The following is a 24,661-nucleotide window of genomic DNA, read 5'->3' as shown; positions in this document are numbered from 1 at the left end:
GGGCCCGGGCGGAGGTGAAGAAGAAGGGGAGGGCCGCGCGAGCGGCGCGGGAAGGGGCCGGCGTCAGAGGACGCGGCGGGCGGCGAGGACGTCCCAGTCCTTTAGCGGCGTGATCCGGACGGGCTTGCCGGTGCGGGGGGCCTCGATCACGAGCCCCTCGCCCATGTACATGCCGACGTGTTCCGGACGGGCCGCGGTACCGCGGCTGAAAATCAGGTCGCCGGGCTTGAGCGCCTTGACGGAGACGGCCTTGCCCTCGTTGACCTGCGTGTACGTGGTGCGAGTGAGCTGGATGCCGGCCTTGGCGTACGCCTGCTGCATCAGGCTGGAGCAGTCGCAGCGGCCCATCGGATCAGGGCCGTGTGCGGCCGTGCACGTGCCGCCCCACTGGTACATCGTGCCGAGCTGGTGCATCGCCCAGTCGATCGCCGTTCGGGCGCGCGGGTCGGCGTCCTTCGGGATCGAGTAGCCCTTCGGGACGGCACCCTCGGGGATCGGCCCGTACTGGGACCCGTCCTGCGTGCTGCAGCTCGAGGAGGCGGTGTCACCGGTCTCCTCGCCGGCACCGTCCGAGTTACCGGGGAAGGTGGCGGCGATGGCCTTTTGCAGGGCGGTCGCCAACGGCTCCCACTGCGCGTACGCGTCCGGGAAGCCGGACTTCTGGACGGCTTGGGCTGCCTGGGTGACGGTCATCTGCTGCCAGCCGTCCACGGCGAGAAGAGCCTTGTAGAAGCGCTCGCTCGCGTAGACCGGGTCACGGATCTGCTGGGCGGTGCCCCAGCCCTGCGAAGGGCGCTGTTGGAACAGGCCGAGCGAATCGCGGTCCCCGTAGTTGAGGTTGCGCAGCCGCGACTCCTGCATCGCCGTGGCGAGGGCGATGATCTGCCCCTTCTTCGGGACGTCGAGGCTGATGCCGGTGGCCACGATCGTCTGGGCGTGGGGGATCTGCTCGGTCGGCAGGTCCAGGCCCTCGACGTGGACATCCTTGCCGGACGCCCCGTCGAGGATCTTGGTGACCTGGTCGGCGACCTTGCCGGCGTCGATGTCCGTCAGGCAGTTGCTGACGGAGCCGGTGGTCTGCACGGCTTCGGCGGAGGCGGCCAGCGTCATGCCGGTGCCGGCGATCAGGAGCGGGGAGAGGAAGACGGCGCCGATACCGGCGGCGAGCGCCTTCAACCGGTGCTGATGGCTCGCGGGTCAGCGGTTTCGGGCAGGGGCGGGTAGCGAGACGTCATGGACATGTCCTTCGGGGTGCGGTGTTCGGCGTGCCGCGTGCGCGAGGCGTGTCGGAAGGGCGCGGCAGCCGGGGTGGGCGATCGGTACGGGCCGGCGCGGGCGAGTTGCCGCTCGCTCCATGCGGCCGGGCCGTGAGCTAGGTGTGCCGGGGCAGGGGGAACCTCCGTGAGGAAGGGCAGGGGAGGAGCCAGCGTTGGTGTGCGCCGGGCGGTTCAAAAACAGTAGGCGCGAATTGGCGGCTGACCAAAAAGCGGAACGGGGGGTACCGAAATCCGGCACCTCAGCCATGCACTTCTTGGTCGTCGGCGCTTTCGCCTCTACAGTTTTTGGACTCCCCTCGCCCTCCTCGGTCTGCGGCCCTGGGCTTCTGCATGCCCACCTTCGGCCCGCGAGGACTCCTTTCGCGCGACGGGCAGTTCCCTCCGTGCTTCCACACCCGAATTGGGGTTCCTCTTTGCCTTTTTCCCTGCACCACGGTGATGCCCTCAGCGTCCTTGCCGGTCTGCCGGGCGACTGCGTCGACTCCGTCATCACCGACCCGCCGTACAACAGCGGCGGGAGGACCGCGAAGGAGCGCACCACCCGCTCCGCCAAGGCGAAGTACACCTCCGCCGACGCCCAGCACGCCCTGCCGGACTTCACCGGCGAGAACATGGACCAGCGGTCGTACGGCTTCTGGCTGACGCAGATCATGACCGAATCCCACCGCCTGACGAAGGAGGGCGGCACCGCTCTGCTGTTCACCGACTGGCGCCAGCTCCCCGTCACCACGGACGCGATCCAGGCGGCTGGCTGGCTGTGGCGCGGGGTGCTCGCCTGGCACAAGCCGCAGGCCAGGCCGCAGAAGGGCCGGTTCACGCAGAACTGTGAATTCATCGTCTGGGCGTCAAAGGGGGCGATCGACGGCTCCCGGAACCCTGTCTACCTGCCGGGCATGTACAGCGCCTCGCAGCCCTCGGGAGCGAAGCGCCAGCACATCACCCAGAAGCCCGTCGAGGTGATGCGCGAACTGGTCAAGATCGCCCCGCCGGGCGGCACGGTGCTCGACTTCTGTGCCGGCTCCGGCTCCACCGGCGTCGCCGCCCTGCTGGAAGGCCGCGACTTCATCGGGGTGGAAAAGACCGCGCACTATGCGTCGATCGCGGCCGACCGGCTCACCGAGACGGTCCGCGAGACCCTGACGCAGGACGACGTGGTTCTCGCCGTCTAGAGCGTCGGCGGCAATCGGGTTTCTTTTCCAGTCTCTTGCGGTTTCACGCCGGAGCGTGCTCGTCGTTTGCCGGCCGGTCTGTGTGCCGCCATCCGTGTCTCATAGGAGGCCGTACTTCTCATGCCCGAATCCACAGAGCCCGCGGACGGCGGGACGCTGGAGCCGGTTCGCATTCCGGATCCGCAGCTGGAGGGAATCGAGGCGAGCGTCCGGCGGCTCATGGAGCAGTCGGCGCAGCAGGCCCGACAGCTCGACCACCTCTCCTCTGCTCCGGCCCCGGACCGATCGCCGTTCGCCGCGTTCGGCATGCCCGGGTTCGGCGGGCGGCCTCCCGCCGTGCCGTCGGAGCCCCGCCCGATTCTGGAACTGGACGGGGAGGAGCGCGAGGACGAGTTGGACGCCCTGTCGGACTGGGTGGACGACTTCTTCCTCCCCGTCTACGGGGCGGAGGTCACCACCGCGGCGCCCTGGTGCCTGCAGTGGCAGGAGCACGACGATGTCGTGGCCTGGCTGCATGCCCTGTGGCTCGCCTACCAGCAGCACAAGGAGCCCGACGCCGGCCTGGCCGGGATGTTCGTGTGGCACCGTGATTTCCTCACCCACGCCATCGCGGCGATCCGCGCGCCCGGCGGCCCGCTGTCGGCCTGCATGACCTCTCCCGACCGGCCCGCGCACCGCCTGCTGCCCGGCCCGCCGCCGTCTGCCCGTACGGAAACGGCCAGCGCAGCGCAGCCCGCCGGTTCCGCGGAGCCGGACGAGCCGACGTCATGAGTGCGGGACAGCCGGCTTTCGGCCTGAGCTTCGACCCCCGTGCTCTGACCGACCTCCTGCAGGCGCCCGGCGATATCCGCGATCTCACCCTCGCTTACCTGCAGGAAGTCGTGAACGCCGAGCGCTTCGGGCTGCGCCTCACCGGAGACCTGGAGGGCTACCGCAAGCTGTTCGTGGACGCACGCAAGGACTGGCGCGTCGTCTACGGGCTCCGCCCCGCGCCCGCGGAGTCCACACATCAGCGGGAGATCCACGTCGTCGCGGTCCGACCGCGCGCGGGCAACGACGTATACGACGAGGTCGGCCGCCGCCTGGGGATGACGCGCCGGCCCTTGAGCGCCCGCACCCACGCGGCACGCTCCCGCTCCCCGCAGCTCACCACCCGCGCTCCCGTCCCCCGTCCCGGTCCGCCGCTCTCCGGCGTCCCGGGCCTGCCCCGCCCTGCGCAGAACCCCGCGCACCATCACACCCGCTGAACCCGTGGAGCGTCGCCTATGCCCCCTGAACCCGCGCCGGCGGCAGGCCGGCGTGCGGTTTCTCCGCTCGACCACCGCATCGAAGCCTTCACCGGCCATGACGTGACACGCTGTGGGCCCTTCGCGACCGCGGTGTCCTCGACGAACCGCACGCTGTCTGGTCGACCGGCATCGCGAGCTGGTCAGGGCCCAGACCAGCGTCACGTTCTACCTCAAGCTCCTCAACCGCCTCTCCAGCGGCGAGTTCCCCGTCGACACCGCCTGGTTCGAGCGCGTCGACCGTGCCGTGGACCAGATGGAGGAGGCCGCCGAGGAACGTGACGCCGCCGCCCGCAAGGTGCTCGCGGCCCTGGAATCCATCGGGGCCGCCGCCGCATCGGTCTGTGGGGAAGGAACGCTCTCGACTGACGACGGGCGGCACTACGTGCCGTCGCTGGCGGAGCCAGGCTCTACGAGCATTTGTGGACCAGTCCGCCGTCCGTGACCTCGCCGCCGAGATTCGTATTCCGTACGACGAGGTGCAGCGTCGAGGACGGCGACGCCGAACACCCCGGGGCGGGCGACCGGCACGGCGACGGGGAGGCAGAACCACGGAGACCTCCAGAGGCGGAGACGGCCGCCGCCGACGCTACGCGTTCCCCCGTGCTGCCGCCCGCGCCCGAGCGGCGTTTACGGCCGCGTTGTCGCGGGCGGTGTGGGCGCGTTCCTGGATGGTGGCGCCGAACGTGCTCCACCCGAAGAACATGGCGACGAAAGCGGCCATGGACGCCGTCGCGGAGCACGCCGTCGCCAGCAGCCGAGCCATTCCTGCGGGCGGGTATGCGAACACGCGAGCATGGGTCTCCACCGCGAGGTCGGCACAGCGGCCGGCCCACAGCTCGAGCCCCTGCGCGGCCCGCGCCAGACACGCTGCGACCGCCGCGAAGAACATGGCCACGACGAAGAACCCTTCTGCGGCCCGTTCCCACCACCCGCCGCCGTGGTCGCCGCCGATGGGCTCGCCCTGGATCACGACGCGGACGAACCCGACGGCGAAGACGGCGGCCAGGAACGCGGAGACGAGCAGCCCGAAGCCGACTTCGTCGTAGTCGTCATCCGGGATGAGGTCCCTGTCGTCCGGCGCTGGCCTTGAGGGGCGTTGCCGGTGGGACGTGGCGAAAATGTTGAGGATGTTGCCGAAGACGTTCCCGTTCACGAAGGTGCCGGGCCCGTTGTTCGTCTGGTTGACGGTCTTCTTCGGCTTCCTGGGGGACTGCTCGGTCACGCGGCGGGTCCGTTGTGGTTGATCGTGAGGCCGCCGTGGTTGTCGCCGTTGAGGAAGACGCCGTTGCCGCTGTTGGTCTGGTTGTAGGTGGTGGGCCCGGCGATGGTCAGAGCCTTGAATTCGTTGACGGCGGCTGGGTACGCGGCCAGGTGCGCTTCAAGTAGCGGCCTCACGCGGGCCGCTAGCTCCTCCGGCGTAGCCACCTGGTCGTCGAGCACGGCGATGACGGCGTCCTGCTCGGCAGCCGTTGCGTGACTCATGATCGAGCGTACTGGAGCGACGATCTTCGCCACCCCATAAGCGACGGCTCCCGACGCAAGCGTGATGGCTGTTCCGTTGAGAACCTCAACAGCAAAATCCGGAAGACTCACGGCAGTTGACCCCCTTTGTTCGTATGAACGGAGGGATACCGTACTGCGGTGGCCGTCGCGGGAGTGCGCGTTTGAAACGTGCGATCCATCACCCCCCGGCCGACCGAGTCCCTTCTCCTTGTCGCCACGCGAAGCACGTCCCAAGTTTGGACTTCAGCCACGTCACCACCGGTTCACGGAGGGCGGGTGCGGTGCACGGAGAGGTGGCCCTGCACGGCGCTCGTACGGGGGTCGCCGACCGACGCCGACCGCGCCGCGCTGTTCGCCGCCCGCCGGGCGCCCACCACCACGCAGGTGCCGAAGCCCCCGGCCCGGCCTGGGGCATGGCCGTCCACCCCGGCTCGGCGGCGCTGATCCCACCGAAAGGCTCTTGTTGTCCTCCACTGAACCGGCGCCCGCCCGGAAGTCCATCCCCGTCGTTGATTTCGACCTGGACGACGTCGACGCCGACGAAGAGGTCCTCCTCGACTTCGATCGCCAGGTCGGCGTCGGCCGGGACATGCTCACCCCGCTCGCCGAGCACCACTCCGCCGATGGCGTGCACAGCTACTACGTGTTGTTCGACGGCTCCGTCACCTGGGGAATCCCCGGTATGCCGCAGCTGATGGCCCTGCACCTGCAACGGGACCGGGAGAAGCGGACGTTCACCTTCGAGGGGGAACGGCTGCCGCTGCCCGCGATGGCGCAGTCCTGGCTCATCCACCGTGGCTGCCCACTCGAAGCCATCGGACTCAACCCCGAGCTGGGGCCACCGGCAGCGGACGAGACGACGCGCGCACTGGAACGCCGTCTCGCCGGCGACGGCGACCACTACGCCATGGGCTACTCCTACACCCCCGACGACCCGGACGACATGCTCACCGTCGTCGCGCTGCGCGCTCTGGACGAGCGGGCCCCCAGCCCGTTCCGCGTCCTGGTCGAAGAGGTCGACACCGACGCATGGACCCACACCCTGCGCGAGGGCGGCTTCGCCACCAGGGCCGAGGCACTGCGCTGGTGTTACAGCCGGCTCGACGGCGAGGCCGCGCCCCTCCCGCCGGTCCGCCCGGCAGCCGCAGCCACCCGCCCGTCCGGCTTGCCCAAGGCCCCTGCCCCACACCCTCCCGGCCGCTCGCGCTGAGCACCACCGCCGACGAGAGCGGCGAAACATAGCCGACGATCGCCGGTTAGCCAAACCGGCGATTCTCCGGACTCTTATTGCAGCCGCCGGGACGACGCCCGCAGCGGCCACCCACGCCATCCCTATGCCTTTCCGGAGGTCTCTTCCGCATGCGCTCCACCCGAATTGCCATCACCGCGGCGATGCTCGGCGCCATCACGCTGCCGGTGCTGTCCGCCACCACCGCCAGCGCGGCACCCGCCGCCGCGCCCACGGCCCTCGCGAGCAGCTGTTACGACCTGCCGCCGCTGCCGTACGAGGTGCACACCGCGGCCGTCACCATCCGGTCGAAGGCCACCTCGAATTCCACTGCCCTCGGCATCCTCTACCGCAGTCACAAGTTCACCGTGCACAAGAAGAGCGGTAACTGGCTCTACATCACGAACAGGACCACGGGCGTCAAGGGCTGGGTCTCCGGCACGTACGTCTATCGCGACGTCCGCATGTGCCTCGACTGAGAGCCGCACCCGCGACCTTCCCGTCCCACCGGCTGAGCTACCGGGACGCCCGCGAACTCCCCACCTTCCCCTCCGGTATCGCCTTCCGGAAAGGAAACCTTTCCCTTGTCTGACGACATACCCGACGTCGGTGAAGACGTAGTGGGAATGCTCACCGCACGGATCGAAACCCATCTCGGAATGGACATGGCCCACTTGAAGGCCGTCTTCACCGACGATCCGGCCGCGAACCCCTACGTCACCGACATCGTCAAGTGGCACGGTCTGCTTCTCGACGCCCAGGCTGTGCTCGACCGTGCGGAGGACGATCTCCTCGCCGCGCTGGAGACCCAGCCCAGTGAGGTCGACGACCCGACGATGGACCTCGCCCACCGCGTGAACGCGGCCGTCACCGCCCGCGACGGCCGGGCCCTGGTCGTGCGGTGGCTCCTCGACCCGGACGCTCCGGGCAAGAAGGGTCCCACCAACGAACGCCTCGCCCGCCACCGTTCCCGCACAGGGCCGGCGGTGCAGACCAGCCCGGCTCGCCGGCCTGCGGGAGTACCCGCGCCGGCGGTGGCCCGAGCGGCAAGGGCCCTCCGGTGAGCGTGCGAATCAAGACCAGCACCATGGACAGCGAGCTGCAGGACGTCTTCGACGCCCCCGTCTCCGAGCTGTACGAGGCGGCATGCGGTCCCGATGCCTCTCCCGCGCTCGCCCGGGCCATGGAACTGCGCTCCTTCCTCGCCCTGACCGAGGAACAGGTCGCCCGCGTCCGCGACCGCGTCCACGCGGACATGCGGCCGGACCGCGACATGAGCGAGCTGTCGGCGGACCAGCTCCGCTTCGACGCGCAGTGGCTGGAGGCGGCGCTCGAAGCCCGCGACGGCTACCGCACCGCGCTCGGCGAGCTGCTGCGCACCATGCCCACGCTCGACCAGCGACACCGGCCCGTCCACATGACCCAGCTCAGGGCCACCACCACCCTGGCCCCGCCTGCCGCCCCGGCACCTCCGCATGCCGGGGCGGCCCGGCCCCGCCGACCGTGAAAGCCCCCGCTTGCCCCATCCCACGTCCATCGAGATGGCCGGACGGATCGAGGACCTGTACGGCGCTCCGCTCGCCGACCTCGAAGCCTGTGCCCAAGACCAGCCACCCGGGATGCTCTCCGCCCTGCTCGGCATGCACACCGACCTCGCCCTCGCCGAGCGCAGCATCGACTTCCACCGTGATCAGCTCGCCCGGCTCCTGAACCCGGAACGGCAGATCGACCGGCACGAGGTCTCCCACCTCCTCGACGGAGCCCGCCGACTCGCCGAAGCCGTCGCCGTCCGCGACGCCCAGACCAAGTCGGCCTCCGCAGTTCTGCAGAGCCTGACCCGTACCTCGGCCCCGGCACCCTCACCGCCAGCCTCCGCGCCGCCCGTACCGGCTCCGCCCCGCCCGGCCCCAAGCGCGCCCCGAAGCCGCTGACCCGCAGGCGAATCCCTCTTCACTTCCCAGGAGTTCCTCCCTTGGCCATCACCGCTCTGCCTCCCGACACCGACGCCGACATCGCCCGGGTCACCGAGGCCCTCGCCATGATCACTCCGCGCTGGAACGTCAGGATCATGCTGGCGCTCTCCGGTCCGCCGCTGCGCTACAGCGAGCTGGCGGCCCGGGTGCCCTGGCTGCAGAACGGCCAGCTCCACCCCAAGCTCAAGTCACTGTGCGACGCCGGGCTCGTCGAGCGCACCGAACACACCGCGCGGCACGTCACCTACGGCCACACCGACCGTGGTGCCGCCCTGCTGCCGGTGCTGCCGGTGATCGTCGCCTGGGCCGAGGAGCACCTGGAGAAGCCGGACCGCCCGCTGCCCGCGATCGAGCAGGTCGAGGACAGCCTCATCCTGCTCACCCGGCGTCACGCCGCCGCCCTGCTGTGGGTGCTCAAGCAGCGCGGAGAAGTCAGCGGCCGGGCGCTCGCCAGGATGGTCATGCCCAGCAGCGACTGGACCAACGTCTACCCGCCGCTGCGCCAGCTGGTGGCCGACGGCCTGGTCGACACCGACGGGATCGGCCGGCCCTACCGTCTGTCCGCGGCGGGCGACGGCCTGGGGCCCGTTCTCGGAGCCCTGTCCGCGTGGTCCGCCGGCCAGCCCCTCAGCAAGGCCGGCCAGCATCCGGTCTGGGGGCATCCCCAGCTCACGCCCGCGCCGAAGGGATGGGTCAGCAACCAGTCCCGGCCGACGTGGCGCAACCGCGACCTCTTCTCCCACGCCACGCCCGCCCGCCCGGTGGCGGCCGTCCCGGCGGGAGGCCCGCGCCGATGACCACCCTGCTCACCTCCGCCGAACTGGACAAGGCCATCGTGCTGCTGGCCTCGCCGCCGCTGGTCCGGCTCATCACCGAGATCGACGACAACGGGGCGATACCGCCGCGACGGCTGGCCGGCATCCTCCACGACCTGTCCCCGCACCACCTGCGCTGTGCTGTCGAGACGGGCCGCGGCCACGGTCTCGTCCGGTCCGTACCCGGCGTCGGACTGGAACTCACCGAGGCCGGTTCGGCCCTGGCGGACCTCTACGACGCGACCGCCCGATGGGCCCGCCGCCAGAACTGTCCGGAGCCGGTCAGTGATTTCGGCAGTCGCGTCCGGCACACCTTCGATCTCCTGGCGACCTCGCTCGCGACCGAGCAGGCCGAGGGCTCCGCTTCCGCGGACACCGGGTCCTTGTCCGGCTCGGGGCGCGAGAGGGACCTCGGTGTTCTTCGCGACCTGCTGATCCAGTGGCTGAACCGTAATCCGCAGGTCACCGCGCTGCCCGAGCCTGAGCCGGTCGCGTGAGCGCAGCGGTCATGCCCCGGCACGCGCGCCATACCGCCGGGCTGGTGGGCGGCATCTACCTGCCGCGTACGGCGGACGCCCTGGCGTTCGCCATGTCCACCTACGGCATCCCGCTCCTGGTCCTGGCCACCACACGCTCCGCCACGCTGACCGGCGCCGCGTTCGCGCTGGAGTGGATTCCGAGGCTGGCGGCGTTCGGGTGGGCCGGGTCGGTCGTCGACCGGCGCGGAGCCTCCGTCGTCTTCCACCTCGCCTCGCTGGGGCGGGCGCTGGCCCTCGCCGCCGGCGCGGTCCTTCTCTACCTTCATCCGTCCGGCATCGTGGCGAGCGTGACCGTGATGGCGCTCGCGGCGACCACCGGCGTGCTCACGGAGTTCAGTTACATCGCGGCCGAGACCGCGGGTGCCGCCGCCGGCCGCCGGGCCGGTGCACGTGCCCACCGGGTCCAGGCCGTTCTGCTCGGGATCGACCAGACCGCGACCCTGACCGGCCCCGCGCTTGCCGGACTGCTCCTGCTCACCGGCCCGCCGCAGATGCTCGCGGTGATCACCGCGCTCTCGCTGCTCGCCGCGCTGCTCGCCCTGCGCACACCCCCCTCGCCCGTCGCCCCGGCGCGAATTCCCAAGGGGCAGACGAACGCCGGCCTGCTCACCGGATGGCGCACCATCCGCTCCCTGCCCGCGCTCGGCTGGCTCGTGACCGGGCTCACTGTGTCCAACCTGGCCACGGGCCTCTTCCAGGCGGCCGGCCCCGTGATCGTCGTCCAGCACTTCGGGCAGTCGACCACCGCCGTCGGCCTGGTCTGGTCCGCCGCCGCAGCAGCGACGCTCCTGGCCGTCACCATCTGCCGGTTCGCGATCGACCGCCTGGGCCTGTGGCCGGTCGGCGCCGCCTGCGCCGCCCTCGCCTCGCTCGCCTGTCTCGCCGCCGCCCAGGCCCCCGACTACCGCTCCTACCTGATCCTCGTCGCCCTCCTCATGGCGGGCGAAGGCGGCATGACGGTGGTCCTGCGCACCCTGCGCTCCCACCTCATCCCGCCGGAGAAGTTCGGCAGCACCCTGTCGGTGACCATCCTCATCCTCCTGCTGCCCTTCCCCGTCGCCGGCGTGCTGACCGCGCTCACCCCGCCCGAGGCACTCGGCCACGTCATCACCGCCTGCGCCGCCCTGCAGGCGCTCGGGCTGTTCTGCGCCTTCGCCCGCCTGCGCACCGATCCCGCCCTGCGCGCCTGACCCGGCCACGCTTTCCCCAGCCTGTGGAGACCCCCATGCCCGCTGTCGTTCTCGGCCCGAACCCTGCGCGCGGTCGCACCATCACCGAGCAGTTTCACGCCTTCGACGCACACAACCCGCACGTGTACCGAGCCCTGGAACGCCTGGCCGCCCGCCGTCTTGCCGCCGGTGCCACCCGCGTCGGCGTGAAGGACCTCTTCGAGGACCTGCGCCGCCAACTCCCGCACGGCGTCGCCGGGCTGAACAACAACTTCACCGCCCTCTACGCCCGCTGTCTGGTCGACGACCACCCCCGCTGGGCCGGCGCGTTCGAACTGCGCCGCCGCCGCGCCGCCTGACCTCCCCCGTCCCGCCCTCCACCGATACGGAGAAGCCCCTTCTTGTCTGCTCGCCCTCGCCTCCTCGTCGTCTCGCCGGGCGATGAGATCTATCGTGGCTACTGCCTTGAGCAGGTGGCCGCCGCGTACGACGTCGTCCTGCTGACCGGCACCCAGCCGTCGTGGGAGAAGCCGTACATCGTCGACCACGCCGTCGCCGACCTCGACAGCACCACCGACCTGCTCGCCGCCGGCCGCGCCCTCGCCGAACGTCACGAACTCGCCGGCGTCGTCACCTGGACGGAGTGGCATCTCGTGCCCACCGCCCGCCTCGCCCGCGCGCTCGGACTGCAGACGAACTCCGTCGAGGTGATGCGGGCCTGCCGCAACAAGGCCACCGCCCGCACCCTGTTCGCCCGCCACGGCGTGCCCTCGGCCGCCTCGATGAAGGCACGGTCCCTGGTGGAGGCCGGGCTGGCGACGATGACCATCGGCTACCCCGCCGTCATCAAGCCCGCCGCGTTCGCCGGAAGCATCGGCGTGATCCGCATCGACCGGCCCGAGCAGCTGCCCGACGCCTTCACTTTCGCCTCCGCCGGTGCCGACCAGAGCCGCGAGGACACCGCGGTCCTGGTCGAGGAGTACCTCGACGGCCCCGAAATCTCGGTCGAGTGCGTCACCCACCACGGCGAGACCACCGCCGTCGCCGTCACCCGCAAGAGCCTCGGCCCGGCACCGTACTTCGAGGAGACCGGCCACACCGTCGACCCAGACGACCCGCTCCTCGCCCAGGCCACGCCGGTCGCCGCCGCCGCGATCAACGCCCTGGGCATCACCGACGGCGTCCAGCACGTCGAGATGCGCCTGGTCGACGGCCGCCCCCGCCTGATCGAAGTCAACGCCCGCATCGGCGGCGACATGATCGGCCACCTCGTCCGCCTCGCCACCGGCATCGACCTGCCCAAGGCCGCAGCCGACCTCGCCTGCGGCCGTACCCCCCACCTCACCCCGACCCGGCACGAGACCGCCGGTATCCGCATGCTCTACCCGACAGCCTCCGGCACCCTCACCCAGCGCCACATCAACCAGGAATTCGCGGCCCGCACCCCCTGGCTGCGCCAGGTGCAGTGGACCCGCCAGATCGGCGACCCGATCCTCCTGCCGCCCCACGGGGACCTGTTCACCGCCCGGGCCGGGTTCTACATCGTCACCGGCCGCGACACCACCGAGGTCAACGAGCGCCTCGACACCGCCGCCCACGAGATCACCGTCACCACCCAGGCGGTCCGATGAGCCCCGCGCCCGACCCGCGCTCCGACATCGACGGAGACGTCTACGTCTCCCCGCGCCATCTCGCCGGCTCCCTCGCGATCGGCGACCCCGCACTCGCCCCACTCCGCGCCCTCGGCTGGGACCTGGAGCACGACGACCTCGGCAACGTCTACGTCAACTCCCCGGACCGCAAGATCCGCCTCGGCTTCCTCCCCGAAGGCGAGGACGACGGCCTGTGGCGGATTAACGCCTACAAGGACCCGTTCGGCCCGCCCGCGTGGGGCGTGTGCTTCAACGACTCCACCCCGACCGAGTTCGTGACCGCCTTCACTACCGCGCTCGCCGAAGCGTATGAACAGGGCCCCGACGCCTACCTCACACGCCCCGTGGCCGACAGCGCGGAGCACAACCCGTTCCACGCCGTCGCCGTGCTCGTAAACCGAGGCTGGCAGCTCGACCGACCCGAGCCCGACACATTCGCGGTCAAGGCCCCCGACGGGCTCGCCGCACTCCACTTCACCATCGGTCACCTCGCCCCGGAGGGCGAGCTGGCCACGCGCGCGGCCCGCTGGGAGATCTGGGCGGGCACCTCCCTCGACCGACCCTTCTGGTACGCCACCGCCAGCACCGACACCCCCGTCGCCCTGCTCAAGGCCGTCACCGAGTGCGTCTCCGACCCGGCCCCGCTGCCGCGCTGGCGTCAGGACACCCGCAGCTATGTCGAGGGCATGGCCCAGCTCACCTCCATCGTCCCGCCAAGGCCGCCGGCCCCGACCCCGCTCGACGTGAAGCGGGCCGTCGCATCTCACCGCCCGGCCACGCTCCCGGCCGCCAGCGTCCCGCGCTGGAGCACCACCAGTAGCCCGGCCCTGCCCGGTCCGCGCCGCTGACACCAGCTCGACCTCGACCGGAGACGCCGCTTGTCCCTGCTTGCCCCCGAGTTCTTCGCCGAACTGTGCCTCCCTTTCCCCGACAGCACGGTCGTCGGCACCTCCTACTACGCCACCCCCATCGCGGGCGCACCGCTGCGGCTGCGGATCGACTTCAGCCGCACCTTCCACGCGGACACGTACGGTGGCCTACGCCTGGCGGTCGTCCACCCCGACCGGGGCGAGATCGACGCGGTCGTGCTCGACTTCGTGGACCACGGCACCTTTCACCGCCGCGACGAGGCTCGCAACACCATGGTGAACAGCAAGCACTACGGCACGTTCGCCACGTACCGCCGGCCCGGAAGGCCGCCCTGGGAGGGCGCCGTCACCACCGGGCTGCGTGACGCCATCGAGCAGTACGCGGCCGTCTGGTTCCCCGGCGCGTGGGCCGAGCCCGCGCCGTCACGCACCGCAGGCCGTACCGCTCACAGGACCCCCGCTCTGCCGGCCGCCCGCACTGGTGGCCGCGCCCGGTGAGCCGAGCCTTCCCACCCCGTGCCGAGCGATTCGCTCAGCGCCTCCCAAGGGCGTCGGCCTCGGCCGATCTCTCTGAACTTCTTCCTCTCACTCGCACCAAGGAGTCTTTCTCGTGCATGCCCGTACCGTTCGCGGTGCCCTCCGAATCCTGGCCGTGGCCACCGCCGCCGGCGTGGCCGGCACCCTGGCCTGGACTCCCGCCCAGGCAGCCCCCGCTCCCGTCTCCTTGGGCCCCGGCTACACGATCCCGGACTCCGGGGGCAACGCCGACGCCTCCCACATCGGCGCCTACGGCCCGCCCGGCCCGGCCGTCCACGGAGATACCGAGACCTACTGCGCCGACCCTGAGCGCAAGGGCCCGGCCGACGCCGGCGGCTACGGCGCCCCGCGGCCGGTCAGCTCCTGGACGTCTTCGGTGACCGGCAAGACCATGCCGAAGGAGCGTCTCGCCCAGGCGGCGTACGTGATCGGCAAGTACGGGCAGACCCACGACAACGCGCAGGCGGCAGCCGTCGACGCCGTGGTGTACGAGTACCTGGCCGGCGGCACGTACGCCCTCGACGGCGCCCGCGGAAAGCAGCGCCTCGCCTACCCCGTCGTCTCGCCGACCGCCCGCACCCTCGCCCAGGGCTACATCGCCGAGGCCAAGCGGCTCGCCAGCCCCTACACGCTCACGATCACCCCGTCGGTGACGACCACCACCGCCGGGACGAAGGTCACCGTCGCCGTGAAGGTCGCCACGAGCGCGGGCGCCCCCGTGCCGAAGGTGACCGTCGCGCTGGCCGAGTCCGGCTCCGGCACCGCCTCGGGGAAGGTCACCACGAGCGCGAGCGGCACCGCCCAGTGGGAGTTCACCGCGAAGACCGCGGGCACCGCCAGCGTCACCGCGAAGGCCGACGGCCTGCCCGCCACCGACCTGCAAGTCCTCACCCCGAAGAACCCCGCCGCTCAGCGCATGCTTGTCGCCAGCGGCACCACGAGCGCGGAGGACTGGGCCACCGTCACCGTGGACGAGGCGACCGGCGGCGTCACCATCCGGAAAAAGGACCCCGAGGGCAGCCGCCTGGTCGGCGCCGCCTTCGAGCTCCTGGACAAGGACGGGAAGAAGGTCGCCGCGGGCACGACCGACGAGCACGGTGTCCTCGCCTTCGACCAGCTCCAGGCCGGCACCTACCGCCTGCGCGAGACCTCCTCCGGCAGCCCCGTCCACGACCTCGTGCCCGAGCAGACCATCACCATCACCGCCGGACGCACCGCACAGGCCAACCCCCTCGACGTGATCGACCCGTTCAAGAAGGCTGATCTGTCGGTGAAGAAGATCGACAGGAACACCGGCCGGGTGCTCGCCGGCGCGGTCATCGCCATCCAGGCCGACGAGACGGACAAGACCGGCAAGCACGTCCCCGGCAAGGTCGTCACCACGCTGACCACCGGCACGAACGGCACCGCCGAGGCCGACCTCGACGTCCTCATCAAGGCCGGAACCCGCTACTGGGCCGCCGAGACCAAGGCCCCCGACGGCTACCAGCTCGACACCACCCCCGTCGCGTTCACCGCGAAGCCCGGCGCCGACGTCACGGTCACCCTCGCCGACCAGCCCGTCCCGACCACCCCGCCGCCGAGCCCCAGCACCCCGCCCCCGGCACCGCCGACCACGCCGCCGGCCCCGCCCACGACGCCGCCGACCGCGCCGAGCACGCCCCCGGCCCCGCCGTCCGGCTCACTCGCCCACACCGGCGCGGACACCACACCGTGGCTGATCGCCGGCGCGACCGCTCTGCTCGCCAGCGGCTCGGGCCTTTACCTGTTCAGCCGCCGCCGGCGCACGAGCGACATGGCCAGCTGACCGTCGAGCGCACCCTCCCCGTACCGACCGCCAGCCCGGAGTTCCCGCTATGAAGCACCATCAGATCCTGCCCACGCTCGCCCTGACCACCGCGGCCGTGCTCGCCACGCCCGCTGCCGCCGTCGCCGCCCCGTCCCCCGAGCCGACTCCCTCAGCGACGGCCGCCCGCGCCGAGGCACCTACCCCCGAGGCGGGCAGCGTCGAGATCACCAAGAAGGACCAGGCCGGGGACGTGCTCTCCGGCGCCGCGTTCCTGCTGCTCGACGCCACCGGCCAGGAGGTCGGGGGTGGGAAGACGGACGTCCAGGGGAAGCTCACCTTCCCCGACCTCGCGCCGGGCGTCTACCGGCTCAAGGAGACGGCCTCCGGCAGCCCGCTCCACGAGGTTGTGGCTGACCAGGACGTCATCGTCACACCGGGCGCGGCCACCCGGCTGACGATCACCGACCCCTTCAAGGCTGCCAAGGTCCGCCTGCAGGCCAAGGACAGCAAGACCGGCAAGCTCCTGCCCGGCGCCACCGTGAACATCGGCACCGGCGGCTCCACGCTCCTGACGCTCACCACCGGGGCCGGGGGCACGGCCACCGGGGAACTGCCGGTGTCGAGCCGGAAGGCGCAGTTCTGGGTCGAGCAGACCAAGGCCCCCGCCGGCTACGACCTCTACAAGCCGTTGAAGACGTTCACTGCCGGCCCCGGCGCCCCGGTGACCGTGACCGTCACCAACGCCAAGAGCGCAACCGGTCCGAAGCCCACCCCCTCGGACAAGCCGACGCACAAGCCCACCAGCATCCCGTCCACTCCTACGGTCAAGCCGAGCAGCAGCCAGACCAGCGTGCCGAAGCCTGTGCCGACGGACGCCAACAAGCTGGGCGACGGCTCCTCGCCTACCGCTTCTGCGAACCAGTCGGCCTCCACCTCATCCACTGCCTCCGCAGCCCCGGCCGGCGACTCCACGCCCGCCACCCCGGCAGGAGCCCTCGCCCACACCGGCTCGGACGCCCTCGCGTGGATTATCGGCGGGGCCGGCGGACTGCTCGTCGCCATCGGTACGGCCACCGTGATCGCCACATCACGCCGTGTCTCGGCCGAGCCCGAACCGGACGACCAGGAGACCTTCTAGACCACAGAGCCCCTTCGACGCGCAGCCCCCGGGACACCCTTCCCGGGGGCTGTTCCGCATACCGTCTCGTCCCCGCTGCGGTCACACGTTTCGCCGAACTCGGAGCGATCCCGGGCAGAACGCCTAGAGTCCGGTGAAGCGGAGGACAGGTGCGGGAAGCGAAGGGGAACCCGTGGCACGAAGAGATACCGCCGGGCGGTACTTGTACTGGTCCGACCGCCGAGTGCGTGCTGTCGCCGAGGAAGTCGGCCTGTCCCTGGAACGTGGCTGGCGATGGAACTTCACCGTCAACCTGCCCATGACGCAGTTCCAGATCGGCGAAGGGAACCGCGCCCAGAGCCGGCTGCGGACGGCACAACGGCTCCTGCGCAAGCTCGGTCCTCTTGCCGCTACCTCCTTCGACGGCCCCCCTCCACTTTCTTACGTCCACGGCATCGGACATGTGGAGTTCGCCGAGTTCGTCGGCACCTACGCCACGAACAAGGCCGTGCTGTGCCACATCCGGACCCGCTGCCGAGAGGGACGCAGGGTGGACGTCGTTCTCTTCGGAAGCATGGAACACGTCGAAGGCTTCCGCCCCGCCGACGCGCTCGACGAGGGCTGGGTCTCATCCGCAGCCCCGGCGATCGAGGAACTGCTCCGCAGCCGAGGTACAGAGAACACCTGGCAGTGGGACGACGACCAATCCCGCGCCGTGGAAGCCCTCAAGATCGCCGTACAGCAGGGCCAGCGCCCGTACCAGGAACATGAAGGACGCCCCTGGACCCGCGGATACACCCTCGGCCACGACCGCCAAGCCCACTGGTGTGCCGAGATCTACGCCGACGTTGTTCTGGACGATGCCCGCTGGAACTTCGACGGATGGTTCGACCTCGCCGACGCCCACCGAATCGTGATCGGGGCTCCCCTATGGGTACGGGCGTTGCGGCCGGACACCCTCGTCCGCTACCAGGGGAGAAACGCTGGATGGCTCCGTCGCCTGCGCAGACACCGTATGCCCTCCGTGGAGCAGAGCCCGCCAACCCTCACGGCTCCCCGTAGCCCTCAGCGCGTCCGAGCGCCGGAATGAATGAGCAAGAGAGGCCGCCGTACGACACCTGCGCGCCGTACGGAAAACCGAGAGTGGGCCTCTTCGAGGGCCGATAGGGGCTTCGGTGCGATACAGGTGAGCAGCGCATCTGGCGGCAGCCTCTTCATCTGAAACCCAGTTCGCCGGGGGCAGACAGGAAAGACCTCGGAAAGACTGGCCAAGGCGGGCAGGGGCATGTCAACGTAGACGACCTCGTCAGAAAGCCCAGGTCAAAGAGGTGATAGCCCGTGACTGTGGCTCCCGTGAGCCCTGGATTCTCCACGAACGTGAAAGCACTTCGGCTTCGCGAGTGGCAACTCGGTCCCGGCCAGCCCGCGATCGTCATGGACCTGTTCTCCGCGGAGGATTTCCACCTCATTGTGGACGACCGCGCGGACGTGCACGTCAGCTCGAAGGACGGTCGGTTCTACCTTGGCTGGTTCCCGCTCGGCCGCCCCGGTACCAACGGGGAGGGATGGAAGATCGCCGTCACCGGTACGGCCAAGGTGCCCGGCTACTCCCTGTTGTTCGACACCGAGACGCCGGCCGAGATCGTGGCCGCCACCATAGCGCGCGTGCTGGAGACCTCACGCCGCGTGTGACAACGCGAGTATCCCTCTGAGCCCCTCGCTTCGAGGCGGCCGGCGGACCGCCGGCCGGTTCCACCGCTCATCGTTTTTCCCCACCCAGGAGGTACTTCGTGACGTCCCCGGAGATGACTGTCGGCGACCTCGCCGACCTCTTGTCCCGCTGTGACCGTGATGCTCCGGTCCGCCAGGCCATGAACCCGTTTTTTCCGGCGGCCCACCGGCTGGCGCAGGTCGTGCAGTCCGTGGATCAGACCGGCCGAACCGTCGTCTACCTCGCCGAGGGCCGGGACGAGAACAGCCAATTCGGTCACCTGCCCCCCGAGGTCGCCGTCGCCCTGACCTGGCAGGAACCCGTCCAGTCACCCCCACGCCGCCCCCGCCGCAGTGCCGGCGGCAAGTAGAACCGCATCGAGCCCTTGGAGGCGCCCCTGTACCCCGACTTTCCGCTCGTCCCGTCCACGCCGCCCGGCGGACAGCCCGCGTTCTGGGTTGGCCCCCGGCACCTGGCCGGTGATGACAAGCGCCTCTATGACACCGTCGCCGACACGCTCTCCGGCCTGGGCTGGTCGAGCCTGACGATCGTCCGCGGTCGCGACGAGCCGGACGGGGACCGCCAGGTCCTGCGCAGCACCGTCCTGCACATCAGCCCCGACACCCTCCGGTGGGCCCAATGGTGTCTGCCGGACGAGCCGTTCTATCTGGGGGAGCTGCCGATCGCCTGGCAGATCTCCGCCCGTCCGGGCACGAGCAGTCCGCTCGCTGGGTGGTCGGCCTACTTCACCCCCGATGTCCCCGGCGAGGCCGTGGCCGACTTCCTCGTCGCGCTCGACGCCCGGGACCAGCCCGTCGTGCCGTTCACCGGCCCGGAGGCGGTCCTCGACGCGGTCGCCGCACACGGCTGGCTCCGCGACATCGACCAGCCCGAGGCGGCAGCGACGGACCCGACCTTCACCTCGCACATCAGCCTCGGTGAGGTACCGCCCCTCATTCAGGACGGCGACCCGCGCGCGCTGACCACCAGCGCCGACGAGGCGGGACCGGCAGGGTGGCAGGCATGGGCCGAGCCCGCGCTCGGCGCACCGTGCCTGTGGGTGGCGTCGTTCGGCAGCAGCGTTCCGCACGACCTTGTCGCCGCCTTCGCCTCTTCCCTCAGTTCGACCGCACCGGTCCTGCGACGGGTCCTGCCCGAGGCCACCCACGAGCGGCTCCTGCGCGCGCCGGCCATCTAACGCCTGGCGGCCCCTCTTGCCCGACGCATACAGCCCGGCCTCCCTGTGGGAGAGCCGGGCTCCTTGCTGTTCGGGCCGGCCCACCTGCACACGATGCCGCCCCGCGTCGTCGAGGCCGACGCAGCATGTCGGTGGCGGCCCAAGCGGCACGCACTGACGGTCGGTGGACGCGCGGATGCCCCCGACCCGCCCCAGGGGGGCGGAGCCGGGGGCATCCGCGGATCGGGACCGGTCAGCTCGTCGCAGTGGCCTTGGTGAGGGCCTTGTCGAGGTGGCGGTCGACCAGGCCCGGCGAGCCGGAGACGATCAGCAGCAGACCGCCGTCGCGGACCGCGGTCTGCTTCACCACGGTGCTCCGCCCTCCGGCGGAGAACGTCAGGAGCTGGCTCCACCGCTCGTCGCCGAGCCCATAGGGTGCGGTCAGCTTCTGCGAGGCCATGTCGATCGGGGTCCCGCCCGCGACGACCTGATAGCTCGGGCAGCCGGTCATGGCGTCGAAGATCCGGCCTATGCCGTCGGACAGCTTGTCCGCGCTGTCGCTGTACAGCTCCTCGGAGACCTCGGAGGCGCTGTCGGCGTAGGCGAAGGTGACCTTCGCCTTGCGGGGGAAGGCGAGCGTGCCGCCGGTGGCCGCCTCGCCGCCCAGCTCGCTCAGGGCCGGACAGCCGATGACGGTGACGTCGTCGTGCTGGCTGGGGCGCTCCGGCTTGCGCGCGTAGCCACTGCCGAGATCGCTCTCGTCGAGCAGGCGCGTCTTCAGGATGTCCGAAGACAGCGGGGCGGCGTTCCGGTCGGAGCGGGCCGGCTTCCCGGCGGGGGAGGAGGTGGTGGTGTCGGGCTTCGTGCTGGGGGCGCCGCTGGTGCAGGCGGGTACGGCGAGGAGGGCGGCGGTGATGCCGAGGGCGGTGGTGGCGACGCGAACGCGCATGACGGTACTGACCCCTTGGTGCTTGGAGACGGGTGGTCAGTGCGGGCCCGCGGGCCCGGTGGGTTGTAGGGGTGGGGGTCAGTGGCCGAGGTGGCGCAGGCAGTCCTCGAACGTGGCGTGCGTCGCGTCCGCCGGCCCGGCGCTCCGGTTGTACCAGGCGGTGTCGAGGCGGGTCTCCTGCTGCTGGTGGCCGGCCCGGCAGCGCAGCCAGATCTCGTCGCGGGTGGAGAGGACGAGCCAGTCCCGGTACGCGCCGCACTCGGTGCAGGCGACCATCTCGCCGTCGAGGACGAGCGGCTGTCCCCAGGGCATCATGCGGCCGTCGAGCTGGTCGTGGCTGGGCACCCGCAGCTCCGGCGGAAGGAAGTCGTCCACCACGGCGACGGGCTCACCGCGCCCGGGTTCAGCCGCCGGCTTCCCGACGCCCGGCGGGACCCGGTCCTGCAGCCGTGCCGACATCTCGAAGAATCGGCGCTGCGCCTCGCTGGGCTCCGCCGCCCGGCGGCGTATCCGGTGAAACATCCTGACGTCCTCCTTCGCCTCGTCCTGCTCGCGTCATGATCGTGCCCCACACCTCCGGGAGCTTCAATTCACAAAGTCCACAGTGACCCTCGAGGAGGCCAGGACGGCGGCGGTGTCCCTGTTCCCGAACGCGTGCCGACACGCACACGTCCTGGCCGCAGGGCCTACCGGGTCTTTCCGACGGCGCCCTCCCCGCCGCGCCGTCGGCCAGGCGCGGAGGCCCGGGCTGCCGCCCTGCGCGTCGGGGACGAGCCGCCTGCCGTGCCGTGCGCGGGCAGTTCCGAGGCGTCGGCGGGCAGGTCGGCCATCCTCCGCATCCGCCACACCAGCACGTCGCTGACCGACTCCGCGGTGTCGAGTTCGCGGCGCTCGACCGCGTCGGACAGGAGGGCGGCGGGGTCGTGGCCGACGGCTTCGGCGTCCGCGATGGTGGCCGCCAGGGCGTACCAGCCGGGCTCGGCGAGGATTTGCTCGGCCAGTCCGGGCAGCGCCTCGCGCAGCACCACGGTCTGGCGCTGGAGCAGGGGCCGGTTCAGGCTCCGGCCGCGCTGGTAGAGCACGCCGAGGGGGCCGGCGGCGGCCTCCTGGTAGGCGGAGCGCAGGTGCTCGGCGGCCCGCGCGGCGGCGGCGGCCTGCTGCGCGTGGCCCTTCTTCGCGTGCCAGTGCGCGGCGGCAGTGATCAGGAAGAACAGCATGTCGACCGCCATCGCGGTGCTCGCGCCATCCTCACCGCGGCCGAGGGCCGGGCCGCCGTGGACGAGGTCGCGGGCGGCCTGGCGCAGGGCGCGGTCGTGTCCGCGTACGGCGCGGACGTGGGAGCGAGAGGCCCGTTCGAAGGCCGTTGCGGCCTCGCGAAGTTCGCGGCGGGTGTGGGCGGCGGACGTCTTCGCGAGGGCGTCGAGGATCTCGCCGGCCGCAGCGATGTGCGCGGCGGCGACCGCGTCGTCGCCGTGCTCGATGACAAGCATGGCCTGCCACGCTGCCGATGCCGTCCTACGGCGGGCAGCGGCTGGAGTGCTCGGTCCCGTACGGGCAGCGTCCTCCGGCCGGGGAACGGGGGCGTCCTGGGCGTCGCCGGACCAGCGCTCCCGGATGCGAGGCAGCGAGAGGTCGGGGGCAAGGCGCGCACCGGGGTAGAACACCGGCTCACCGTCCCGGTTCCGGTCGTCGGGCAAGGCGACCTTGTATCCGAGGAGGTCCCCGGAGGGCGCGGTGCGCTTGCGGATCAGCAGGCCGGCGCCGGCGAGCCGGTCGAAGAACTCCTCCTCGCTCCTCGCGCCGGCCACCGCACGCCGCACCGTCTCGCGCAGTTCCTCACGAGCCGTGCGCTCGCGGCCCTGACGGGCGGCCTTGTGGCGTTCGGCGCTGGTGGGCCGCTTCGCGGCCGTTCCGTCCCCCTTGTTGAGCCGGCGCAGGCCCAGTTCCACTTCGAGAGCGCGGGCCTGCGCCTGGACGCGGGCGGCGTCGTTGTCGAGGTCCGGCTTGTAGCCGTCCTCGCGGACCAGGGTGGCGACGATGTGGATGTGGTCGTCAGCGTGACGGACCGCTGCCCATCGGCAGCCCGCCCCCGTCTCCGGATCGTCAATGCCGGCAGCGGCGACCATACGACGGGCTATGTCACCCCACTCCTCGTCGGCCAGGATGCGGTCCTCGGCGCCGTTGCGCACCGACAGATGCCACACGTGCTTCTTCGGACGCTGGGCCTGGTCGATGTTCTCGACGGGCTGGTCGAGGAGCTGCTGGAGCTGCTGGAGAGTCGCGGTGGCGTCGCGGCCGGGGTCGGGAGCGTTGTGGTCCCAGGAAGCGACCAGATGCGGGTCGGTGTGCTCCTCGAACTTGCCAGGCCCGTAGAGGTAGTACAGGAGTCCGATGGTGCGCTGCCCGCGCTTCTGGATCCGGGGAATCATGCTGCTGCCCTTGACTGGTTGATCAACTGGGATGGCCGCGGGGAAGACGGCGTTCCATGCGCCGAGGGCGGGAAGTATCGGCGCATGAGCTGGATACCGCCTCTCGCCGCACTGCTCGGAGTCCTGCTCGGAGCGGTCGCCACGGCGCTAACGGATCGTCGGCGATGGCGACGGGAGGCGGTCGCGCGGCTGCTGGAACTGCGTACAACGCTGTACGCCGAGTACCTGGTCGCGACGGAGGAAACGGGAAGGGACCTCCTGCGCGTGCTGCGAACCACCGCGGTCGAGGAACGGGAAGCGGCGGCCGAGGCCGCGTTCGCCGCCTTCAACCTTGGTGCTGCGCGACAGCGGGTACACGTCCTGGCCCCGCTCGACGTGGTTCGGGCGGCTGACGAGATCTTCCGGAGACTGCGACGTGCGTGCGACTACGTGGCGGCTGCGGACCCAGGTGACACCGCAGGTCTTCTCGCGATGAAGAACGAGGTCGGAGTCGTACGCGACCGGTTCCAGGAAGCCGTTCGGCGCGACGTCCGCAGCCTGCTGGCCGGCAGCGCCTCGTGGTCGGCATGAGCTGCTCGATCAGTCCTGTTCGAGCATCCGGTCGGTGACCACCTGCACGCGAGCGACTGCCCGCTGCACAGCCGACACGACCGCGTCGAGTTCCGCCGGCTGCCCGCCGCTGTTGATGGCGCGGGCGACCTGGTTCAAGTTGTTGCCGACTTGCCCGAGATGACGGCGCGCGGCGAACAGCTCGGCTATCAGATCTCGGTGACCCGCGATGACGGCAGCGGTGTTCTCGGCGTCCTCGGCCGCAGCGAGCCCGGCCCGCACGAGGTAGGCGGGCAGGCTCTTGCGGGAAGTACGTGCCGCGGCGGTCAGACGGGTCCACTCGTCATCGCTGAGACGGACGTTGCAGATGCGGGCGCGCTTGTTCTTCTGGGGAGAGCGCTTACGAGCGACGGGGCTCGCAGCGGCGCTCGTGCAGCTTCGTGGCGGCTCCTCCACCCCTGGCTGCGATCCGCCCTCGGTCGCCGCCTGACGGTCCAGCGCCCCCCGGTGCTGGACCGCTCCCGCCACCCCTGGGGCGGGAGATGGCCAAGCTGCCGTCCCCAACGGGGAAGAGTAGCTTGGCCGATAACTTGCTCGCCCCGAGACCGAGTTGTGGTCGCGAGCAGGTTCCGGGGTGGTGCCGTTCTGGGTGGGGTACGTCATCGGGATTCGGGCCTCGTGGAACGGATGTGGAGCTGGATGGCGGCGGCCAGTTCGAGGACGTCGGCCGGTCCCGCGAGGACGCGCACTGAGCCGTCGGGATGGCCCTGGACGAGCCACTGGCCGGTGGGTGCGAGAACAGCGGCGTGTACGAGCCGCCGGCGGACCAGGACGTCCGCCCAGGCGCCGGCCTCGGCGACCGTGGGCTCGGATGACCGAGGAGAAGGCGGAATCACGGCGTACCTCCGTAAGCGGGGCGG

The 24,661-nt window shown here is 71.1% G+C and carries 31 protein-coding genes; 23 read left to right on the top strand and 8 right to left on the bottom strand.

What is annotated here, in order from left to right; all coding sequences use genetic code 11:
• Positions 1-63: 63 nt before the first annotated feature.
• The gene (locus tag ACN6LM_RS01800) at positions 64-1,176 is read right to left on the bottom strand and encodes a C40 family peptidase (protein ID WP_445063475.1); all 1,113 of its coding nucleotides are present in this window, start codon (positions 1,174-1,176) and stop codon (positions 64-66) included.
• A 514-nt stretch (positions 1,177-1,690) separates the two neighbouring features.
• Between ACN6LM_RS01800 and ACN6LM_RS01795 the strand changes: the two genes are divergently transcribed.
• From ACN6LM_RS01795 to ACN6LM_RS01780, 4 genes are all read left to right on the top strand, one after another.
• Positions 1,691-2,446: a DNA-methyltransferase gene (locus tag ACN6LM_RS01795; protein WP_445063474.1), complete on the top strand. Its 756-nt coding sequence runs from the start codon at positions 1,691-1,693 to the stop codon at positions 2,444-2,446.
• 219 nt (positions 2,447-2,665) lie between these two features.
• Positions 2,666-3,217 (top strand): DUF4913 domain-containing protein, encoded by a 552-nt coding sequence (locus tag ACN6LM_RS01790; protein WP_381062644.1) that lies wholly within the window; start codon positions 2,666-2,668, stop codon positions 3,215-3,217.
• A complete protein-coding gene (locus ACN6LM_RS01785; RefSeq protein WP_445063473.1) occupies positions 3,214-3,693 on the top strand; it encodes a hypothetical protein in 480 nt (159 codons plus the stop codon). Before ACN6LM_RS01790 ends, ACN6LM_RS01785 begins: the two co-directional genes overlap by 4 nt.
• 112 nt (positions 3,694-3,805) lie before the next feature.
• The gene (locus ACN6LM_RS01780) at positions 3,806-4,177 is read left to right on the top strand and encodes a hypothetical protein (RefSeq protein WP_445063472.1); all 372 of its coding nucleotides are present in this window, start codon (positions 3,806-3,808) and stop codon (positions 4,175-4,177) included.
• 144 nt (positions 4,178-4,321) lie between these two features.
• Here ACN6LM_RS01780 and ACN6LM_RS01775 read toward each other — a convergent pair whose 3' ends face one another.
• The gene (locus ACN6LM_RS01775) at positions 4,322-4,957 is read right to left on the bottom strand and encodes a hypothetical protein (RefSeq protein ID WP_445063471.1); all 636 of its coding nucleotides are present in this window, start codon (positions 4,955-4,957) and stop codon (positions 4,322-4,324) included.
• Complete coding sequence (locus ACN6LM_RS01770) at positions 4,954-5,217, bottom strand: hypothetical protein (RefSeq protein ID WP_445063470.1); 264 nt, start codon at positions 5,215-5,217, stop codon at positions 4,954-4,956. Before ACN6LM_RS01770 ends, ACN6LM_RS01775 begins: the two co-directional genes overlap by 4 nt.
• Positions 5,218-5,698: 481 nt before the next feature.
• On the opposite strand from ACN6LM_RS01770, the gene ACN6LM_RS01765 reads away from it, so the two are divergent.
• The 18 genes from ACN6LM_RS01765 to ACN6LM_RS01680 all read left to right on the top strand — a co-directional run bounded on the left by ACN6LM_RS01765 (position 5,699) and on the right by ACN6LM_RS01680 (position 19,835).
• Positions 5,699-6,448, top strand: a complete 750-nt coding sequence (locus ACN6LM_RS01765) for a hypothetical protein (protein ID WP_445063469.1) — start codon at positions 5,699-5,701, stop codon at positions 6,446-6,448.
• A 182-nt stretch (positions 6,449-6,630) separates the two neighbouring features.
• A complete protein-coding gene (locus ACN6LM_RS01760) occupies positions 6,631-6,945 on the top strand; it encodes an SH3 domain-containing protein (protein ID WP_445063522.1) in 315 nt (104 codons plus the stop codon).
• A gap of 105 nt (positions 6,946-7,050) precedes the next feature.
• Positions 7,051-7,530 (top strand): hypothetical protein, encoded by a 480-nt coding sequence (locus ACN6LM_RS01755; protein ID WP_445063468.1) that lies wholly within the window; start codon positions 7,051-7,053, stop codon positions 7,528-7,530.
• Positions 7,531-7,553: 23 nt separating this feature from the next.
• Positions 7,554-7,973, top strand: coding sequence for a hypothetical protein (locus ACN6LM_RS01750; RefSeq protein ID WP_445063521.1), 420 nt, complete (start codon positions 7,554-7,556; stop codon positions 7,971-7,973).
• Positions 7,974-7,983: 10 nt separating this feature from the next.
• Entirely contained in the window at positions 7,984-8,397 is a 414-nt protein-coding gene (locus tag ACN6LM_RS01745; protein ID WP_445063467.1) for a hypothetical protein, read from the top strand.
• 41 nt (positions 8,398-8,438) lie between these two features.
• Positions 8,439-9,236 (top strand): winged helix-turn-helix transcriptional regulator, encoded by a 798-nt coding sequence (locus tag ACN6LM_RS01740; protein ID WP_445063466.1) that lies wholly within the window; start codon positions 8,439-8,441, stop codon positions 9,234-9,236.
• The gene (locus tag ACN6LM_RS01735) at positions 9,233-9,751 is read left to right on the top strand and encodes a regulator (protein ID WP_445063465.1); all 519 of its coding nucleotides are present in this window, start codon (positions 9,233-9,235) and stop codon (positions 9,749-9,751) included. The genes ACN6LM_RS01740 and ACN6LM_RS01735 overlap by 4 nt, the downstream gene beginning before the upstream one ends.
• Positions 9,748-10,983: an MFS transporter gene (locus ACN6LM_RS01730; RefSeq protein ID WP_445063464.1), complete on the top strand. Its 1,236-nt coding sequence runs from the start codon at positions 9,748-9,750 to the stop codon at positions 10,981-10,983. The genes ACN6LM_RS01735 and ACN6LM_RS01730 overlap by 4 nt, the downstream gene beginning before the upstream one ends.
• Before the next feature lie 35 nt (positions 10,984-11,018).
• Positions 11,019-11,321, top strand: a complete 303-nt coding sequence (locus tag ACN6LM_RS01725; RefSeq protein WP_445063463.1) for a hypothetical protein — start codon at positions 11,019-11,021, stop codon at positions 11,319-11,321.
• Positions 11,322-11,363: 42 nt separating this feature from the next.
• On the top strand, positions 11,364-12,593 hold the full coding sequence (locus tag ACN6LM_RS01720) for an ATP-grasp domain-containing protein (protein WP_445063462.1): 1,230 nt from the start codon (positions 11,364-11,366) through the stop codon (positions 12,591-12,593).
• Complete coding sequence (locus ACN6LM_RS01715; RefSeq protein WP_445063461.1) at positions 12,590-13,462, top strand: DUF317 domain-containing protein; 873 nt, start codon at positions 12,590-12,592, stop codon at positions 13,460-13,462. Before ACN6LM_RS01720 ends, ACN6LM_RS01715 begins: the two co-directional genes overlap by 4 nt.
• Positions 13,463-13,492: 30 nt before the next feature.
• Positions 13,493-13,981, top strand: coding sequence for a hypothetical protein (locus tag ACN6LM_RS01710; protein WP_445063460.1), 489 nt, complete (start codon positions 13,493-13,495; stop codon positions 13,979-13,981).
• A gap of 112 nt (positions 13,982-14,093) precedes the next feature.
• Positions 14,094-15,827 carry an MSCRAMM family protein gene (locus ACN6LM_RS01705; RefSeq protein ID WP_445063459.1) on the top strand — a complete coding sequence of 578 codons (1,734 nt, stop codon included), beginning with the start codon at positions 14,094-14,096 and terminating at the stop codon, positions 15,825-15,827.
• A gap of 49 nt (positions 15,828-15,876) precedes the next feature.
• Positions 15,877-16,947: an MSCRAMM family protein gene (locus ACN6LM_RS01700; protein ID WP_445063458.1), complete on the top strand. Its 1,071-nt coding sequence runs from the start codon at positions 15,877-15,879 to the stop codon at positions 16,945-16,947.
• A 172-nt stretch (positions 16,948-17,119) separates the two neighbouring features.
• Entirely contained in the window at positions 17,120-18,016 is an 897-nt protein-coding gene (locus ACN6LM_RS01695) for a DUF7019 family protein (RefSeq protein WP_445063457.1), read from the top strand.
• Positions 18,017-18,264: 248 nt separating this feature from the next.
• The gene (locus ACN6LM_RS01690) at positions 18,265-18,618 is read left to right on the top strand and encodes a DUF317 domain-containing protein (RefSeq protein WP_445063456.1); all 354 of its coding nucleotides are present in this window, start codon (positions 18,265-18,267) and stop codon (positions 18,616-18,618) included.
• Positions 18,619-18,716: 98 nt separating this feature from the next.
• Positions 18,717-19,007 (top strand): hypothetical protein, encoded by a 291-nt coding sequence (locus tag ACN6LM_RS01685; RefSeq protein ID WP_445063455.1) that lies wholly within the window; start codon positions 18,717-18,719, stop codon positions 19,005-19,007.
• Positions 19,008-19,022: 15 nt separating this feature from the next.
• Positions 19,023-19,835: a DUF317 domain-containing protein gene (locus tag ACN6LM_RS01680; protein ID WP_445063454.1), complete on the top strand. Its 813-nt coding sequence runs from the start codon at positions 19,023-19,025 to the stop codon at positions 19,833-19,835.
• A gap of 232 nt (positions 19,836-20,067) precedes the next feature.
• Here ACN6LM_RS01680 and ACN6LM_RS01675 read toward each other — a convergent pair whose 3' ends face one another.
• The 3 genes from ACN6LM_RS01675 to ACN6LM_RS01665 all read right to left on the bottom strand — a co-directional run bounded on the left by ACN6LM_RS01675 (position 20,068) and on the right by ACN6LM_RS01665 (position 23,192).
• Entirely contained in the window at positions 20,068-20,763 is a 696-nt protein-coding gene (locus ACN6LM_RS01675; RefSeq protein ID WP_445063453.1) for a hypothetical protein, read from the bottom strand.
• A 78-nt stretch (positions 20,764-20,841) separates the two neighbouring features.
• On the bottom strand, positions 20,842-21,285 hold the full coding sequence (locus ACN6LM_RS01670) for a hypothetical protein (RefSeq protein ID WP_445063452.1): 444 nt from the start codon (positions 21,283-21,285) through the stop codon (positions 20,842-20,844).
• A gap of 164 nt (positions 21,286-21,449) precedes the next feature.
• The gene (locus ACN6LM_RS01665; protein ID WP_445063451.1) at positions 21,450-23,192 is read right to left on the bottom strand and encodes a relaxase/mobilization nuclease domain-containing protein; all 1,743 of its coding nucleotides are present in this window, start codon (positions 23,190-23,192) and stop codon (positions 21,450-21,452) included.
• A gap of 84 nt (positions 23,193-23,276) precedes the next feature.
• Here ACN6LM_RS01665 and ACN6LM_RS01660 point away from each other — a divergent pair, with 84 nt between their 5' ends.
• Positions 23,277-23,762, top strand: coding sequence for a hypothetical protein (locus ACN6LM_RS01660; protein WP_445063450.1), 486 nt, complete (start codon positions 23,277-23,279; stop codon positions 23,760-23,762).
• Between the two features lie 9 nt (positions 23,763-23,771).
• Here ACN6LM_RS01660 and ACN6LM_RS01655 read toward each other — a convergent pair whose 3' ends face one another.
• Both ACN6LM_RS01655 and ACN6LM_RS01650 read right to left on the bottom strand, forming a co-directional pair.
• On the bottom strand, positions 23,772-24,197 hold the full coding sequence (locus tag ACN6LM_RS01655) for a plasmid mobilization protein (protein ID WP_445063449.1): 426 nt from the start codon (positions 24,195-24,197) through the stop codon (positions 23,772-23,774).
• Between the two features lie 203 nt (positions 24,198-24,400).
• Positions 24,401-24,637 (bottom strand): hypothetical protein, encoded by a 237-nt coding sequence (locus tag ACN6LM_RS01650; protein ID WP_445063448.1) that lies wholly within the window; start codon positions 24,635-24,637, stop codon positions 24,401-24,403.
• Positions 24,638-24,661: the final 24 nt, after the last annotated feature.

This window comes from Streptomyces sp. SAS_281 (assembly GCF_052542855.1).
Note: the sequence above shows the minus strand (reverse complement) of the source record. Positions and strands in the feature narration are given on the sequence as shown.